Source organism: Streptomyces sp. NPDC032745, assembly GCF_055579465.1.
The window spans coordinates 672,676-688,548 of sequence record NZ_JBVING010000002.1 but is presented as its reverse complement, the minus strand read 5'-3'; the positions used below and the strand labels follow the sequence as shown (position 1 = coordinate 688,548).

At 64.3% G+C, this 15,873-nt stretch carries 21 protein-coding genes; 16 read left to right on the top strand and 5 right to left on the bottom strand.

Annotated features, from left to right (window positions below):
• The first annotated feature begins 2 nt into the window (after window positions 1-2).
• The 12 genes from ACZ5WG_RS07390 to ACZ5WG_RS07335 all read left to right on the top strand — a co-directional run bounded on the left by ACZ5WG_RS07390 (window position 3) and on the right by ACZ5WG_RS07335 (window position 9,371).
• Complete coding sequence (locus ACZ5WG_RS07390; RefSeq protein WP_468721328.1) at window positions 3-3,368, top strand: LamG-like jellyroll fold domain-containing protein; 3,366 nt, start codon at window positions 3-5, stop codon at window positions 3,366-3,368.
• Between the two features lie 63 nt (window positions 3,369-3,431).
• Complete coding sequence (locus tag ACZ5WG_RS07385; RefSeq protein WP_468721327.1) at window positions 3,432-3,980, top strand: hypothetical protein; 549 nt, start codon at window positions 3,432-3,434, stop codon at window positions 3,978-3,980.
• A gap of 18 nt (window positions 3,981-3,998) precedes the next feature.
• Window positions 3,999-4,328, top strand: coding sequence for a hypothetical protein (locus ACZ5WG_RS07380; RefSeq protein ID WP_453505532.1), 330 nt, complete (start codon window positions 3,999-4,001; stop codon window positions 4,326-4,328).
• An 11-nt stretch (window positions 4,329-4,339) separates the two neighbouring features.
• Window positions 4,340-5,149, top strand: coding sequence for an N-acetylmuramoyl-L-alanine amidase (locus ACZ5WG_RS07375; protein ID WP_468721325.1), 810 nt, complete (start codon window positions 4,340-4,342; stop codon window positions 5,147-5,149).
• An 8-nt stretch (window positions 5,150-5,157) separates the two neighbouring features.
• A complete protein-coding gene (locus ACZ5WG_RS07370; RefSeq protein ID WP_468721323.1) occupies window positions 5,158-5,385 on the top strand; it encodes a hypothetical protein in 228 nt (75 codons plus the stop codon).
• Between the two features lie 208 nt (window positions 5,386-5,593).
• Window positions 5,594-5,833 carry a hypothetical protein gene (locus ACZ5WG_RS07365; protein WP_468721322.1) on the top strand — a complete coding sequence of 80 codons (240 nt, stop codon included), beginning with the start codon at window positions 5,594-5,596 and terminating at the stop codon, window positions 5,831-5,833.
• Complete coding sequence (locus ACZ5WG_RS07360) at window positions 5,808-6,332, top strand: DUF6879 family protein (RefSeq protein ID WP_136222521.1); 525 nt, start codon at window positions 5,808-5,810, stop codon at window positions 6,330-6,332. Before ACZ5WG_RS07365 ends, ACZ5WG_RS07360 begins: the two co-directional genes overlap by 26 nt.
• 15 nt (window positions 6,333-6,347) lie before the next feature.
• Complete coding sequence (locus tag ACZ5WG_RS07355; RefSeq protein ID WP_468721320.1) at window positions 6,348-7,196, top strand: helix-turn-helix domain-containing protein; 849 nt, start codon at window positions 6,348-6,350, stop codon at window positions 7,194-7,196.
• A gap of 94 nt (window positions 7,197-7,290) precedes the next feature.
• Window positions 7,291-7,482: a hypothetical protein gene (locus ACZ5WG_RS07350; RefSeq protein WP_468721318.1), complete on the top strand. Its 192-nt coding sequence runs from the start codon at window positions 7,291-7,293 to the stop codon at window positions 7,480-7,482.
• Between the two features lie 187 nt (window positions 7,483-7,669).
• Window positions 7,670-7,840: a hypothetical protein gene (locus ACZ5WG_RS07345; RefSeq protein ID WP_468721316.1), complete on the top strand. Its 171-nt coding sequence runs from the start codon at window positions 7,670-7,672 to the stop codon at window positions 7,838-7,840.
• Between the two features lie 586 nt (window positions 7,841-8,426).
• Complete coding sequence (locus ACZ5WG_RS07340) at window positions 8,427-8,561, top strand: hypothetical protein (RefSeq protein ID WP_468721314.1); 135 nt, start codon at window positions 8,427-8,429, stop codon at window positions 8,559-8,561.
• A gap of 72 nt (window positions 8,562-8,633) precedes the next feature.
• Window positions 8,634-9,371: a hypothetical protein gene (locus ACZ5WG_RS07335; protein ID WP_468721312.1), complete on the top strand. Its 738-nt coding sequence runs from the start codon at window positions 8,634-8,636 to the stop codon at window positions 9,369-9,371.
• A gap of 375 nt (window positions 9,372-9,746) precedes the next feature.
• On the opposite strand, the gene ACZ5WG_RS07330 is transcribed toward ACZ5WG_RS07335, so the two are convergent.
• Window positions 9,747-10,046 (bottom strand): hypothetical protein, encoded by a 300-nt coding sequence (locus ACZ5WG_RS07330; protein ID WP_468721311.1) that lies wholly within the window; start codon window positions 10,044-10,046, stop codon window positions 9,747-9,749.
• 1,179 nt (window positions 10,047-11,225) lie between these two features.
• Here ACZ5WG_RS07330 and ACZ5WG_RS07325 point away from each other — a divergent pair.
• Together ACZ5WG_RS07325 and ACZ5WG_RS07320 are read left to right on the top strand one after the other, a co-directional pair.
• Window positions 11,226-11,615: a hypothetical protein gene (locus ACZ5WG_RS07325; protein WP_468721309.1), complete on the top strand. Its 390-nt coding sequence runs from the start codon at window positions 11,226-11,228 to the stop codon at window positions 11,613-11,615.
• 179 nt (window positions 11,616-11,794) lie between these two features.
• Window positions 11,795-12,142, top strand: coding sequence for a hypothetical protein (locus ACZ5WG_RS07320; protein ID WP_468721307.1), 348 nt, complete (start codon window positions 11,795-11,797; stop codon window positions 12,140-12,142).
• A gap of 461 nt (window positions 12,143-12,603) precedes the next feature.
• Here ACZ5WG_RS07320 and ACZ5WG_RS07315 read toward each other — a convergent pair whose 3' ends face one another.
• From ACZ5WG_RS07315 to ACZ5WG_RS07305, 3 genes are all read right to left on the bottom strand, one after another.
• A complete protein-coding gene (locus ACZ5WG_RS07315; protein ID WP_468721306.1) occupies window positions 12,604-12,936 on the bottom strand; it encodes a histone-like nucleoid-structuring protein Lsr2 in 333 nt (110 codons plus the stop codon).
• A gap of 117 nt (window positions 12,937-13,053) precedes the next feature.
• A complete protein-coding gene (locus ACZ5WG_RS07310) occupies window positions 13,054-13,698 on the bottom strand; it encodes a DUF2637 domain-containing protein (RefSeq protein WP_468721305.1) in 645 nt (214 codons plus the stop codon).
• A 127-nt stretch (window positions 13,699-13,825) separates the two neighbouring features.
• On the bottom strand, window positions 13,826-14,017 hold the full coding sequence (locus ACZ5WG_RS07305) for a hypothetical protein (RefSeq protein WP_468721303.1): 192 nt from the start codon (window positions 14,015-14,017) through the stop codon (window positions 13,826-13,828).
• A 196-nt stretch (window positions 14,018-14,213) separates the two neighbouring features.
• On the opposite strand from ACZ5WG_RS07305, the gene ACZ5WG_RS07300 reads away from it, so the two are divergent.
• The gene (locus tag ACZ5WG_RS07300; RefSeq protein ID WP_468721301.1) at window positions 14,214-14,705 is read left to right on the top strand and encodes a CBS domain-containing protein; all 492 of its coding nucleotides are present in this window, start codon (window positions 14,214-14,216) and stop codon (window positions 14,703-14,705) included.
• Window positions 14,702-15,103: a hypothetical protein gene (locus tag ACZ5WG_RS07295; RefSeq protein ID WP_468721299.1), complete on the top strand. Its 402-nt coding sequence runs from the start codon at window positions 14,702-14,704 to the stop codon at window positions 15,101-15,103. The genes ACZ5WG_RS07300 and ACZ5WG_RS07295 overlap by 4 nt, the downstream gene beginning before the upstream one ends.
• A gap of 53 nt (window positions 15,104-15,156) precedes the next feature.
• Here ACZ5WG_RS07295 and ACZ5WG_RS07290 read toward each other — a convergent pair whose 3' ends face one another.
• Window positions 15,157-15,816, bottom strand: a complete 660-nt coding sequence (locus tag ACZ5WG_RS07290) for a hypothetical protein (RefSeq protein WP_468721298.1) — start codon at window positions 15,814-15,816, stop codon at window positions 15,157-15,159.
• Window positions 15,817-15,873: the final 57 nt, after the last annotated feature.

Genomic DNA, 15,873 nt, shown 5'->3' with positions numbered 1-15,873 from the left:
GCATGGCGATGATTCCCAAGGTTACCGTCGAGGTTGCCTTTGACGGTGGCCCCTTCTCTTCGTCCTATTCGTGGACGGACGTTAGTGACTATGTGAAGGGGTTCCAGGTCAAGCGCGGGCGAAACACAGAGCTCGACCGCATCGAGGCCGGAACCCTTTCACTGTCCCTTGATAACTCGGATGGGCGCTTCACCCCTGGTAAGAGGAAGGCGGGAAGGAACCTCCTCACCGCATTCTCCGGCGTTTACACCTTCGACATGACGGACCGCAATAACAACACGGTCATGTCGCAAATCAGCCTCGGCGCAGTTGACGACGACGGACAGCGAAGAGTCATGTCCCGGACCGTTTACACGAACGGTAAGCCCGTGTCCTGCTACTTCGCGGTGAAGTGGGTGGACGCGGGTGGGGCGACGCTTCAGTTCCTCACCGGCACGCGCTTCGTGGCTGACACCTCTCCGGCCGTTTACACGCATGAAGAGACACCTCCGGCCGGCACTGCCACGGCCACGCTCTACATCTACGCGGACACCTACCCCGAGGGGAAGGGGACCGGCCCGCTCATCGTTTCCGCGGAGCGGGCGGAGTGGTTCAAGGCTCAGCCCTACTACCCGAACGTTGTCCCCCGCCGTCGCGTGCGGGTACGTACCGCGAACCTGGCCCCTAAAGACGTCAGCACGGGCGGAGACATCAGCCGCACGTCGATGTTCTTCTCGACATCGCACAGCCCCGGCACCTCCAACGTGTGGGCGCCGGTGGCGAAGAGCGGTGCTGGAGCGGTCAAGATCACGACAGGCAACAACGGGACGGCCGACTACGCGAGCGGCGTGCGCTGCGGCTACGCGTCCGGGGGTTCGCCTGTCGGCCTGGCCCGCGTGAGCGCGGGCAGCACCTACACGGTGTCAGGGTGCGTCCGCCTCGCAGGCACCTCCCGAGACGTGAATCTGATCAGTACCTTCCGCTGGTACGACGCTGACGGCGGGTTCATCCAACAGAGCGCCAACAGCGCGCCCCTGGCCTTGATGGGGACCAGGGGGAACCTGGCCCTCAATCCCGGGTTGGAGGCTGGCCTAGGTGACACGCAGCTTTACGGCTCGGCATCCAACCTGACTCGAGCGCGGGTCACGACCGACTTCTACGCGGGTGCGGCGTGCGTCGAGCACACGCACATAACCGAGGGCGGCTCGGCCGGCACGACCTGGACCATGGAGCCCGCCACGGCGGGGCAGAAGGTTGCCTTCGGGGTGTGGGTCAAGATTCCCGCATCGGGGATCACGGCCGGTCAGCTTGCTTGGCGGAGTGGCACCACAACGCTGAAGGTCAACCCGATCAACCCGCTTCCTGCGCCGGACACCTGGGTTCGCCTCACCGGCACCTACACGGCCACCGCCGGTCAGACCATTGACCGGGTTGGAGTGTCCTTCGTCGGGGCCAACGGAACGAAGTGGTATGCGGACGCCTGTCACGCGGTCATCGGTGACGTGGTGCCCGACTACAAGGACGGCGCTTCGAGCGGGTGGCGCTGGACTGGAGCGGCGAACGCGTCGGCTTCGGGCCCTGCAGTGGACGACAGCCTTCCGGGCGCCTGGGAAGCCCTTCCGCCCCTTACGGCTGTAGCACCCGCCAACGCCGTGTGGGCCGGTCTCTCAGTGGGTTCACAGGGCGGGGACTACGGCGCCGCGTTCTACCTCGATGAGATCCAAATCGAAGCGGGCAACACTCTGTCGGAGTGGAACCCGGGGGGCTCGATCTTCCACGGGTATATAGAGAAATGGCCGGTAACCTCCGAGGGGCTCACGGCCACAGTGGACGTTTCTGCCGTTGACGGCTTCTCCGTTCTCTCGAACACCGACATCCGGGCCGCTTTGCAGTCTCAGGTTCTGACCACGAATCCGCTCGGGTACTGGACTCTCGGCGATCCTGTCGGAGCGGCCAGGCTTGAGAATCTCGCCAACGACTTGCAGCCCGCAAGACTGGTTCCTTCGAAGTACGGCGGCGGTACTCCGCTCCTGGGGGCTGAGTCCATCGTTCGCAAGGACGCAACGACGTGCTACAGCCTGGCGAATGTCGCCAGTGATCAGGGAACCGTCGTTGACATCTGCGACAACGGAGGGCGGATCTATCCGCTCGACAGTCAACTGTCGGTCGCATTCTGGTGTCAGCCTGTCTACCCGTCCACGGGGCTCACGTCGACAATGTTCCGATCTTGGGCGGACAACGGAAACGACGGCCTGAAGGTACAGCTCAACTCGTCCGGCAAGATCATTGCGAGCATGCGTTTCGGGGAAGGCATATCGTCCGCAACTTCGAACGCCTCGCTGTCGTCTTCGAAGCCGTCATTCGTGGTCGTCACGGTGAAGGACGGGTATACATCCATCTGGATTAACGGGTCTCTGGACATTAAGAGCGACCTCGGATCCGTGATGAACCCCGACGTCCGCGACATGCGTTGGGCCTCCCTTGCCGGGGCCCAGGCCGGCAGCATCTACGCGGAGTACGCGAACGGCCGTTATGGGCATCTGGCCCTGTGGGACAGGCAGTTGTCGTCAAGCGAGATTTCCAGCTTCTGGAAGCTCGGCGACTACGGCGGCTCGGTCTTCTCTGAGGACGAGAAGACGCGCATCGAGCGCATATCCAACATGGCGAACTATCAGGGCGAGACAGCGTTCGATGCAGCGAAGAGTGCCGTGCAGGGTCCGGACTGGTCTTCGGGCGCTAGCGCACTCGAAGAACTGCAAAGGGCCGCGGAGGACGCATCCGGATACATCTTCATGGATGGTGACGGTCGGCTGACCTACCACAACCGGGATCGGCGCCAGGGCGCCGTTGTGCGGTACGTACTGAGCGACAGTCTCGGCCTGCCGTACGAGCCTGGCCTTCAGTTCGAGATGGACGAAGACCGGATCATCAACGAAATCGCGTACAAGCGGACCAACGGCATTGAAGGCGTGCTGAAGGATCCAGCGTCGATCAGCGCGTACGGGCGCAAGTCGAAGAGCATTGAGCTTCGGGTCACTTCGGACAGTGAAGTTCAGGATGCGGCCTACACGCTGCTGAACCACTACTCGAACCCCGTCGTGCGGTGCGATTCGGTGACGCTTAAGGCGACCACTTCCCCGGATCTGTTCTTGCTGGTCCTGGGCGTCGAGATCGGCGACCGAATCACACTGTCTGATCTGCCTTCGCAGGCTCCGGATTCCAGCCTTGACTACTACGTCGAGGCCGTCGCCACGGATGTTTCCGTGGACGGCGGAACCCTGGACTGGGACACGACGCTCTCCCTATCTCCGGCCGAAAACTCCGACGTTTGGGTTCTCGAAGATCCCACGTTGGGGCGGCTCGACCGAACTTCGGTCCTGGCCTACTAGTAGACGACGACACCAGAGGGCGCCCTAAGGGGCGCCCTTTTGGTGTGCTTACCCCTTGGAGACATGGCCGGCATGGGCACTGTTCCCGCCACTCAAAGTTTTCTCGCAGGCGAGAAGGTCACGGCTTCAAAGCTGACTGCTGCCACGAAGACCCCGCTCGACTTCCTTATGAACCCCCCGCGATGCGGTGTCTACACAGCAACCGGTATCCCCTGCGCAAGCGGCACTTCGACGCTGGTCACTTTCGATACTGAAAGCTGGGACACCGACTCGATGCACTCGACTTCGGCGGACATCAGCCGAGTGACCATCAATACGACAGGCCAGTATCTCGTTACGTTCTATGGGCGGTTCCCCTCGAACTCAACTGGGTACCGGCAGCTGAACTTCCGAAAGAACTCCAACGGCAACGCGGCGGGCGGTAGCACGATGAGCACGATTCATCTTGCGGCCGTGAACGGGGCCCAGACGTTCATTACCCGCACCTTCGAGCTGAACTGTCTGGCCGGTGAGTACTTCGAGCTTTTCGCCATGCAGAACAGCGGCGCATCTCTGACTCTCGACTCCGGCCAGCGTGTCACTGGGATGGAATTTCGCTGGCTCGGCAACTAATCAGTAGGGGAAACACCCGTGGACCTCCTCGGCATTGCCGGGTGGGCCTTCGGTGCTCTCGCAGCACTCGGCGCACTCGGCGCCGCATACGTGCGCGTCCGCTCCTCGGTCGACAACGCAACGGCCGAGATTTGGAAGGGCGAAGCCGAGGCACAGAAGGCCCGAGCCGATCGGCTCGAAGCGCAACTTGAAGAACTAAGCGGCCGTGTCGCTCGCCTCGAAGCTGAGAATCGGCACCTTTCCGAGCTTGTCACTGGACAGGCCGCTATCGCAGACCTGAAGGCCATCGTCACGGCCCAGCATCAGGAACTTGTTTCTCTCTTTCGAACCGCCCCGGTGGCGGAGTAAGGACACCTGCAATGGAATTCGTTCAGGCGAAGTGGTACGGCCAGGGCCGTACCATCCCTATCCGCGTGGTCGTCATTCACGACATGGAGGCCCCCGAGGGCCCCATGACTGCGGAGAATGTGGCTCATTGGTTCTCGACCATGGACGCATCGAGCAAGGCCAGTGCGCACGTATGCGTTGACAACAACTCTGCGGTGCGGTGCGTCGCCGACGGAGACCGAGCCTGGCACGCGCCCGGCGCCAACTCCGACGGCCTGGGAATCGAGCTCGCCGGATACGCGCGGCAGACCCGCGAAGAGTGGCTCGACCAGTACTCGAAGGGCGTCCTCGAACAGGCCGCCCAGGTCGTCGCCGGTTGGTGCCAGAAGCACGGCATTCCGGCGGTCAAGCTCACCGCGGCCGAGCTGAAGGCCGGCCGGAAGGGCATCGTCGGTCACCGTGACGTGTCCGCCGCGTACGGCCAGACCGACCACACCGACCCCGGCCCCAACTTCCCCTGGGACTACTTCCTGTCGCGTGTAAACGCACTCATGGGCAAGCCGGCTGATCCGGTGCAGCCGGACACCCGTCCGTCCTTCCCGCAGGGCCTGCGGCCGAACAGCGCTTCCCCCTCGGCGAAGCCGCTTCAGCGGGCCCTGAAGGCGGCCGGGTTCATGAACAAGAGCGTCGCCGAGTCGGACAACTACGGCCCGAAGACTCAGGAGTCGGTGGGCATCTTCCACCGGAAGTACCCGCAGTTTGCGGCCAAGGGCTCGACCTGGGATGTGGCCATCGGCCCGAAGGGCTACGCCTACCTGCTCACTCTCGCCTACGGCAAGTAAGGATCATCATGAAGTCCCTCAAGTCTCAGCCGGCCCGCGTCTACGCCCTGGCCGTCGCCGTCCTCGGTCTGGTCGCCGCGTACGGCGTCGACGTACCGCAGCCTCAGGTCCTGGCTGTCGTCGCGGCCGTCCTCGGTCTGGTCGGCGGTGAGGTCGTTCAGCGCGTCGAGGACGCGAAGACCCGTGACGCTCTCCTGACCCCGTCGCCGGTTCACTCCGGTCTCGCCGACCAGTAGCACCCGCACAACGAACCCCCGCGCCCTCTGGGCGTGGGGGGCTTTCGTCGTTCTGCGGGGCGTTTACACGTCTCCGCGGGGGACCGCCTCGAACCCGCCAGGGCCCTTTCAATCCCGTGACTGAAACTGCACCCTTGACGTGATCCCCACCCGTCGTGAGGGTCGATCCGTAGAAGTCCGTGGAAGTCGTTTGCGCCGGGAGGGCGTCATGTCGCTACGGTTCATCGCGAAAGATCCGAACACCGACGGAGCGAACTGCCCGACGGCCTGGGCGGATGTAGAGAAGCAAGAGGTCGTGTTGCAGGGCTGGTTGCCGGACGAAGCCACGTTGGCCAAGTGCCGGGAGGCTGGCCCGATCCCCGACAGCGAGGGTGTCATTCGGATCCCCATCCGTATGGCCGCCATCATCAAGGAGGCTTTCGATGCCGCAAGCGGCGCCCCCGTTTAGTGAACTGCTTGCTGCCTGCCAGCGGTCCGCCGTGCATCTTGAGATGCGCGACAGCTACGACGATCCCGACGAAGCTCCCCGCGTAGCCGCGTGGAAGGCCGGCCATCGGCACAACCCGAACGACCGGGCGTCCTGGTGGCGCCCGTGGCTCGACATGGTGGCGGAATCCGTCGCCCGGGGGGTCGTCATCCGTCGCGCACGGATCGTCTCGGAGCCTGTCAGCGAGTACACGCGGTACCTCTACGACGGCACGTTCACGAACGTGGCCGCTGGTGAGGACATCCGTTGGCTTCCGCGCCGGAACGCGTCGGACATCGCCCTGCCCGGAAACGACTTCTGGGTCTTTGACGACCAGGTGGTGAGGTTCGGCTACTTCTCCGGCGAGGGTGTCTACCTCGGGGATGAAGTGGACGAGCGGCCCGAGGTGGCCAAGCTGTGTGCGACGGCCTTCGAGGCCGTCTGGGATCGGGCGATCCCGCACGACCAGTACACCATCTGAGGCGCGACAGCACCGATGGCCCAATCCCCATCGTCCAGTGTCCAGGCGGCCCGTGAGGCACTCGCAAAGCGTCTCAAGAACATCCGCCTGGACTCTGGACTGTTGGCGAAGGACGTGGCGGAACGCGCCGGCTGGTACCCCTCGAAGGCGTCTCGGCTGGAGAACGCAACGACCCCGCCGTCCGATGCCGACATCCGCGAATGGTGCACCATCTGCGGCGTTCCCGACGAGGCAGCGGACCTGATCGCTGCCTCGCGGTCCGCTCAGAACGCGTACGTCGAGTGGAAGCGCCTACAGCGCACAGGGCTGCGACGACTCCAGGAGTCGTACGTGCCCCTCTACGAGCGCACGCGCTCGTTCCGCGTCTACTGCTCCAACGTCGTGCCCGGTCTGCTTCAGACCCCGGAGTATGCAACCGCACTGCTCTCTGCAATCACTGCATTCCGGCAGACGCCGAACGACGTAGCCGAAGCCGTCGCGGCCCGCATGAAGAGGGCGCGCGTACTCCGCCACGGGGACCACCGGTTCGCGATCCTGGTTGAAGAAGCCGTCCTGCGGCACCGCATGGGCGGTGCCGAGGTCATGGCGGGTCAGCTCGGACACCTGTTGTCGGTCATGTCGCTGCCCGCGGTGTCCCTCGGCATCGTGCCGTTCACGGATGACCGGGAAATGTGGCCGCTGGAGACGTTCTCCATCTACGACACGGAACAGGCCCAGGTCGAGACGCTGACCGCCGCTGTGAACCTCACCGCGCCGTCAGAGATGGCGCAGTACGTCAAGGCGTTCGAGATGCTGTCCGAGATGGCCGTTTACGGCGGCCCGGCCCGCGCCCTGATCACCGAAGCGATCGGCGCCCTCGGCTAACTCGCGTGGAATCTCGTAGAACTTCGTGGAGCCCAACTGTGCCCCGTCCGTAGCGTCTTCCTCACGGAGCGCAGCTACGAGGAGCGGGCGAACCATGGCGAGTGAGACAAGAGCGGAACGGGTTCTGAGCGCCGTCGAGCGCGACGCCGAGGAACTGGCGGCCCTGATCGAGATGGGCGGCTTCTGGAACCTCGCCCCCGACTGGGTGCCGAGGTCCGGCTATCTCGCCAACCCGCCGAAGAAAATTCTCGAGCGCGTTGAAACGGGCTTGCGGGGGCTTCTGTGAGCACTACCACCACAACCGCAACGGTTTCGCCGCTGGAGCCGACCCCGGTCCCGGGGTGCCCGCACTGCACCCTCTTCGACTGGAAGCGAGGGCGCGCCCGAACGGCCGGGGACGCGGTGACGCTCGCCAACATGAACGACCAGCTGCGCCGCCATCCTCACCGGCGGTTTTCGGATTGGAGGGCGCAGTGACCGAGCAGCCCGAAGCGCTCGCCCCGGCGGACACGGTCGACACAGTGGAGCCGCAGCACGAAAGGCCGGCCGAGGAGGACAGCCCCCTGTTCGCGTGGCTCCGACGGAAGGTCAAGGAAGACAACCGGCGGGTTGCCGAACACGGCTCGATCGGGCGGTGGCTGTGACTCCTCCCGTGGATGTGAACCAGGGGCCGCGGATGACCCCTCGGTGTTGCGGCCCGGAGCTGCCGGTACAGGCGAAGGAGAAGCCTCGGGCGGGCCGCACGGGGTACCCCTACGCGTTGGGGCGTCCCAACGTCGTTGAGTGGATGACCGAGAACGGGACCATCTGCGGGATCTGTGCCGACACCCGGGGCATCTGGTGCCCCGACTGCTGCGGTTTCGCAGGATGCGTGTTCTGCCGCTGGACGTTCAAGGTCGCCTGCCCCCGATGCGCTGGGGGGACGAAGGAGCCGATCCGGCGATGGTGAAGCGCGCCGCGCGGTCCCTGTTCGTCTTCGCAATCTCGGCCGGCATGGGCCTAGTGCTCGCCGCGGCCTTCAGCGCCCGTTAGGGCGCCCCCAGATTCCCGCTTCCTGCTGGAGAGCCGATCCGATCTCCCGGGCCCCACGTCACCCCGTGAGACGCAGGAGGCGGGGCTAGAGCCCGCCCCGGTCACGTTGCTTTGGAAGGGCCCGTGACCGGGGCGGGTGGCAAGTGCACGACGGCCGTGGGACAGGCCCTCGGTCGTGTCTTGAGAGAGGCGAAAGCCATGACGCTCAAGGAAGCACTCACCCGCAAGGCTACCCCCAAGGGTGACGAGGACGACAACGGCGGCCACGGGTCCAGCAACACGGACATCGAGGACGGCGACCAGCAGGGCGGCTCGGGCTCCCCGGGCCACTGATCAACCGCTCATCCCCCGAAGGGAGTCCCCCGGCTACGGCCGGGGGGCTCCCCCCTTCGTTAGGTTCGGACCATGCATCTCCTGGTTGTGGACTGGGACTTCTTCTTCTCGACGCCGACGGCAGGCGGCCCCGTGGGTGAGCACGCCGACCTGTACGCGTGGCCGGTGGCCGAGGACGTGACGCACGTCGAGGTGATCTGGCTCCGTCGTATCCGGGCGTTCCTCGGGGCTGGTGCTCCCTTGCCCTTCTGCGAGGGGTTCGAGGGTTTCTGGGACCGCTTTCGCATCGCGCCGAAGGCGAGGGTGTTCTATGCCGACTCGAACGCCTGGGCGGGTCAGGTGTTCCCTTCCAACCTGGGGGGAGAGGGGCCCTGGGAATCGGTCCACCTCTACGACGCGCACCATGACTGCGGCTATCAGCTCAATCACCGGACCTTCGAGGACTGGCAGCAGCGGGGGCCGATCAGTGCCGAGAACTGGCTTCTGGCGCACTACTGGAACGGCTCTCAGGTCTTCGTGCACTTCCCCCCGTGGCGCGAGTCCATGACCCGGCCGGCTGAGCGGCCCCTGATCCCCGTGAGCATGACCATTGACGACGGCCAGGCGCCGAGTGTGGTCTTCGACGCGGTGTTTCTCTGCCGTTCCGGGGCCTGGGTGCCCCCATGGTGTGACGACCAGTTCTCGGCCTTCCTGGCGGCTTGTCCGGCGAAGGCGGTCGAGGTGCCTCAGAACCAGTGGCGCCACCCTCGGCCGGACGTGCGGCGCATGGTGGAGCTGGATCAGCGGTTGAAGGCCGCGGGTGCCGAGTGAGCGCAGCGTGAGGAACGAAGAAGGGGCGCCCCGTGGGCGCCCCTTCTCTCATGTTCTCAGGCTAACCGTTGATCAGCTGTCGGCAGCGGTCACACACGCAGTGCGCGTCATGCAGGACGGTGCAGAAGTCGCTAGCGGGCGAGGCCCCCAGGTCGAGGATCGTTCCGCAGCAGCGGCAGAAGGTCACGCTCTCCTCGCAGAAGTAGACCCATCGGTGAATGCCCTTACGGAGCGATACAGCCATTGCTCTTCCCTTCATCCGGCCCCGGTTTCGAGGCCGTTTCTCGCTGACAAGGAAGACAGTAGCAGCGTTTAAACGAGATTCCAAATACTAGCTTCAGGGAAAGCGAAAGGGCCGGTCTCCCGGCCCCAGTCCTACTCGCCCAGCCCCTTGGCCTGCTCCCACTCGTCCACGTTCCACGCGTCCACTCGCACGACCTTGACGCCGTGGCCAGCCTCGAAGTAAGCGGTCCGAACGGCTCGGCCGGCATAGGCCGCCACGTCCCACAACGTAGGCACCCGAACGGTCATGGTCCACTCGCTCACGCCCGGCCAGAACTGCGCCGTAGCGCCATAGTCGACCAGCGCACCGGTCACCCTGTCGAGTGCCGCATCCGACACGGCCAGGTCGAGGCCCTCATGACGGACACGAATGATGGCCTGGTATTCCTGCATGGTTTAAACCTTCTCTCTCGCTGACACGGTGAAGGGGGCCGGTCTCCCGGCCCCCGGCGAGGCTACAGAGCCCCGAACCGCTTTGCTACCGCCAGATTGTTTCGCTGACCCCGACCCCCGGTGTTGCGGCTAATCCATTCGGCGGGCTTCAGTGGATCGTTCGGCCAGCGCAGCCAACCGTGATTCCGCCGCTCAACCTTGAAGCCCTGGGCTTCGATGGCCTTTGCCAACCCTTCTGGAGTCCGCTGCACCTTTGCCACTGTGTCGCCCTTCCTCTGCTCTCTCGCTGACAAGGGAGACGTTACTAGTATTTGGAATCACTGTCTAGCCGCTCCGGTGGGTGGGCGGTTGTTGTTGTCTTTCGTCTTTGCGTTACCCCATGCCTCGGGTGCCCTGAGCGGGCGGGAGCGGGTTGGACCCCCCCTTGAAGTAAGCAATAGGCCCCCCATTGCTGGAGGTTGCTCACTTCAAGAGGGGACCTAGGAGACGACTTACGTACCTCGGTACGCCCGTCGGGGCTCTCGCTTTCAGGACCGGCATTGCGGGAATTGGCCGCGCCGTGGGACCGGGATGTGTAGAAGGTCAGAGCGTCGCTTACTCGCCCCCTCTGCGGGAGCGCCGGTCCGGGTCCACCTTCACCCGACATGCCTGTCTACTCGGTAAGCCTCTCGTTCTCTACCGCCCGGGGCTAACGGGGTCGGACTTTTGGTGAAGCGGAGCCGTTCTCCTACCGCTGACTGCCTGGACTCCCCGTGTCGTCACCACGGGGCCGCAGGGCGGTTTCCTGGGACCGCTCTCCCTTGGCATGTCGTCTCCCCTCGGTGCCACCCGTGAGGCCGTCTAGCTGCGACTCCCGGCCGGAGCCGAGGGACGCGACGTTACTAGTATTGAAACTAGACGCGCAAGCTAGACTTGGAGTGATCAAGCCTACCCGTTTACACAGCTTCCCAATGTGAGATACGGGCGGGCGCGGGGGCGCGTGACCTGCCGGGATGGCAGCGTGTGCGGGCTGGCTCACCGCTATGACATGCGGAGACCCTGAGGGACGCCTACGGTGGAGGCGGATTCGGTCGCTGACCCGCTGCAACGGTTCTTACTCCCGTCCGGCCGCGGAAGGCGGATCGCCGAACCCTTCACTCTTCGTCTCGGGGATACGCACGCCCACCCTTAGGAGGAGCTATGCGCCGCCGACGCTGCATTGCCCGCCTGCTTGCCGTGCTCGCCCTTGCCACGGCCGTTCCGGCCACCGCAGCAGTGCCGGCCCACGCCGTGCTGCCACCCCTGTACGGGTGCCCGACCGGCTTCGTGTGCGTCTACAACGGCACGAACTTCAATACCGCCCGCATCATCGGCATGTTCGGGCAAAGTACTACGAGCCCGCAGCCGTTCTCTCGGGCGATCTACCCCGTGGCTGTGGTGAACGCCCGCGGGTACGGCGCCGCCAAGCTGACGGTTAAGCATCCGAATGCCGCCGGGCCGAGCTATTACTGGTGCATCCAACCGCGGAAATGGGTCCAGTCCTACCAGGTTGCAGCCCAATCGGTACACATCGGCAGTCGGGATTGCTAAACGTTCCGAGTGCGAGAAGGCCCCCGCTTCGGCGGGGGCCTTCTCGCTGACCACCGACTAATTGAGGCGTCAAGCATTGCTCGGTTGACGTGAGTTGCCGTGCAACGGGTCCGGTCACATCCTTGGAGTAGGCGGCAAGCCGCCGAGTCCACGCCATCCCCAACAGAGGGGGACTCGACATGACAGAAGACCCCGTGAGGGGCTGGACCGACATCGCGCACGGTGTACTCAGCGGGGAGTGGGGCCGCGCCGGTTACGAAGGTGCTCGGATCGCCGAGATTCAGCCAACGCTGGAAAAGGCGCTGTACCTTCTACACCAAGCAGCAATGGATGAGAACCACCCACTGGTAAGGCTTGGCGGCTTCGAGCCGCCCCAGGCTGCCATCGGGCTATACGTCGAAATTGTTGCCGTTGGAGCGTTCGCACGACACGATCACGGCGAAGAGGAAATGTCGACGGATGAGCTAGCAAGCTTCGCGAAGAGCTATCTAGCAGTCGCCAACAGCTTCTGGAACGGCGCGCCCTAGGCTTGTGGGATCGGAGGTGAGCCATGCGTCAGGGGACTTGGGGCCATCTGAAGAATCAGGCCGACTACGAGATCACGCGGCTCACCTACATGGGGGCCGGCCTTGCCGGTCTCGGGCTGTTCGGTGCGGGGGACTTGGCCGATACCGTCTTTCGTGACCATGGTGTTCTTCGCTTCGCATTCCTCGCGTGTGCCTTCTTGACTGCCGCGTGCCTCGCACTGGGATGGGAGGCCTCCCAGCGGATTCGTGCCGAGGTCGTGAGAGACCACGGTCACGAACTTGACGCGGACCGGGGGGCGAGGGAGTTGCCTGAGAAGATCAGGCTGCACCGTCGCAGGGCAGCGTTTCTCCTGGTAGCAACAGCTGCGCTTTTCCTGGCCGCAGCCGGATTGGCGGAGTGGTGGTGAACGACGACGGCCCCCGCCGAAGCGGGGGCCGTGGTTGCGCTGGTCGCGGACGAGCTAGGCGGAGTGAGCGTTCGCGTACGCCTGCTTGATGTCGGCCGGCACCCGGCCTCGGTCGTTCACCACCAAGCCCTGGGCCTTCGCCCACGACCGGATCGCGGCCGTGTCTTCGGAAGGCTTGGCAGACCCCATGCGGCGGGTCCCCGTGCGGCCCCCAGAGGTCTTACGGGCCGCCCCGAGGAACGGGGCCAGGTCCCCGCGCAGCTTCTCGGCGTTGCCGTCGCTCAGGTCGATCTCGTACGTCTTCCCGTCGAGGGCGAACACGACGGTCTGAGTGGCCTCGGAACCGTCGAGGTCGTCAATCAGGGTTACTTCGACCTTCTGGGCCATGGTGTTTTCCTTCTTCGGGAATTCGGTTACTCGGACTTCTTATCAGCGTGGCAGCGACAGCCACAAGTGATTCTGCTCGGCGTGAGGACGGGGTACCCGTCATGCACCGCCCCAACTTCACGGGGAGACCAGTTCCCCGCCATGCGCCTTCGCGTACGCCTTCAGGACCTCTTCGGGGATGCGTCCGGTCGACTTCACGTCGTAGCCCTTCTGGCGAGCCCAGGCGCGAATCACGGCGCTGGAGTCCGTGGACACGTTCACGCTAGGCGCCTTCCCGCCCTCAGCCGCGAAGATCGGGCGCTGAACCGGCGGAAGCTCCCAGAACTCCCACGGCTCTTCCGGCAGGGGCTCTTCGTCGTCCTCGACGACCAGCTCGAAGGACTCGGCCGGCATGGGCTCACGCTTCTTCAGGAGGTGCGTGAACAGGTGGACGGCCAGGGGTACGGCCAGGGAGGGCACTCCGCGGATTACCGGGCCCGGGACCGTGTCCGGCAGGGAGTTAGACCAGAGGCTGTAAGCGAAGAACACTCCGGCCAGCGTCCAGGGGTAGGCCGTGGCCTTCCATCCGAAGTCGCGAAGGCGGTAGGCCACCCATACGGCGACCGTTACGAACCCTTCCACGATGAGCGGGTATATGGGGCTCAGGCTGTGGTTTCCGTCGCTCCCCAGGTACACGCTCCGAAGAGCTTCGTACGAGAGCGTGAAGGCGCCCGCCGCGATGCCCGCAACGACGCTGGCGGCGGCCCTATCGGTTCTGTGCATGGTTCCCCTTCCGGCCCGAAGGCCGTTTCTCGCTGACATTGGGAACCTAGCACTGGGAGCGGATCAGTTTCAAGTTATAGCTTGGATTGGATGCGAAAAGGGCGCCCCATCCGGGGCGCCCTTCCCGCTACACCTCGACCTTCACCCACTTGAAGCGGTGCGCTTCCTTCGGGTCCTGGCTGCAAGCCGCGTGCCATGCACATACGAGCCGCGCCGGGCATTCTTCGATCAGCTCGGACGGCCCCCGATCGGCAGCCTTTCCGCACTTCTGGCACTCGATATCGGCGCCACCGTCGAGGATGATGAACTTGTGAAGCATGGCTTCCCCTTTCGCCGGGCCAGAGTTTCCGGCCCCTCTCGCTGACAAGGGGAACGTTACTAGTATTTGGAGCAAGCGGCAATTGGCGACCTTCCCCGCGCTCGCCCTGACCGGGGGTCGACGTGCGAGGAGAACGGGACCGAGTTAGCTTGGAGTTGGAGGGCTGGACCCAAACGGGTTAAGAGGCTGGTGGGAGATGGCTACAGCTGGCGAGATTGTCCACGCCTCGGAGGCGTCAATTCCTCCTGAGCGAACCGTTACCATCGACGCGGGCGAATCTGTGGACCGAGTTGTGGAGCTGATGCTCGCGAACGACGTTGGCCTAGTGCTCGTCGTGGAGCAAGGGGGCGCCTATGTCGGCGTCATTACTCAGAAGATGGCTCTGCAAGAGTTGTACCACCGTTTGCCTGGATTTACCCACAAGGTAAAGAAAGTAGCTGACGCACACTATCCAACGGTCAAGGGTGACTCCGACGTGGATAGCGTAGCTGCAACAATGATCGAGCACGGGGTACGTAAACTTCCTGTGGTCGATTCAGGGGGACTGGTCGGCCTAGTGACGGAGGCGGATGTAGCTCGGCATCTTTCTGACGCAGCTTCGGTAGGCTTCCTGCGAGAATTGTGGAAGCGCCGAGGACGGGAGACCGACGACACGGGTCCGAAGTTCACCGGGGAGGACGCGCTATGAAACTGGTGGACGCCCGGACCGCCTACTACGATGCGAGCGACAAGGCTAGCGAAATCTCCAGGAGCCTTGCCCTGGCAGGGATTGGCATCGTATGGCTTCTCGCCGGTGGCCTTACAGCGTCCGGCATAAAGCTGACAGAAGATGAGTTGTGGGCGCTAATTCTTCTTGCAGCCTCACTCAGCTGTGACCTGGTTCAATACCTGTACAAAACTGTCGCTTGGTACCTGTGGGCGCGCTCCAAGGAGCCAGCCGCAAGGCTTAACGATGGCGAGGCCGGGCAGGCCAAGGCCGTCATCAATCTGCCTTCGTGGTTGTTTTTCTGGGGCAAGATGTTGTGTATGGCAGCCGCGTACTACTTCATCTTTGTCGACCTGGTAAGCAGGCTCACCATGGCCTAAGGGCGAGCGACGAAACACAAAACGGCCCCCCGAAGAGGGCCGTTGACCGGCTATCAGGCAATCGCCATGACCGTACCGGCGGGGCAGATGGGCATTCCTACCTCGATCCACTTCGCCGTGGTGCGGACCACGTATCCGCCGCACTTGCACGCGGTAGAGCACTGCACCTTGATCATGCGCGTGCCCTGCTTCTTCGGTCCCGAGTGAACCGGGGTGTCCTCGGGCTCTTCGGGGGACTCCTCCGGCTTGTCCTCGGGCTTCGGGCGGACCGGGCGGCCCATCGGGTACAGGGTGGCGTGCGCGTACGAGCCGAGGGACTTGGCGAGCTCCCGGAGCGTCTCCGTCAGTTCCGGGGTGGCCACCGTGGCGGTCATCTTGCCGGTGAGGCCGAGGGCCTTCGCGGCCTTCGCGAAGTCGCCCTTGTGGCCGCTCTTGCAGTCGTCGGCCGCGTGGACCAGTTCGTGAATCAGTACGTCCAGGACGCGGGCTTCGTCGCGCAGTTCGGGCGAGATGAACAGGTGGTTCACGCCGTCCTCGCTCGCGAGACTCGACCAGCACTGACCGAGGATCGTCGCGGACTCTCGCTTCGCGCCGTAGCCGAAGCCAACCGAGACGTGGATCTTCTCGGGAAGCGGAAACTCGATCTTCTCGAACTCCGGGCGAAGGGCCTCGATCGCCAGGTGAAGCCACTCTTCGCGGGTGATCTCTCGCATGATGTTTCCCCTTACTACGGTGGCCGGCTGATCCGGCCGCCGTTCTCGCTGACAGGG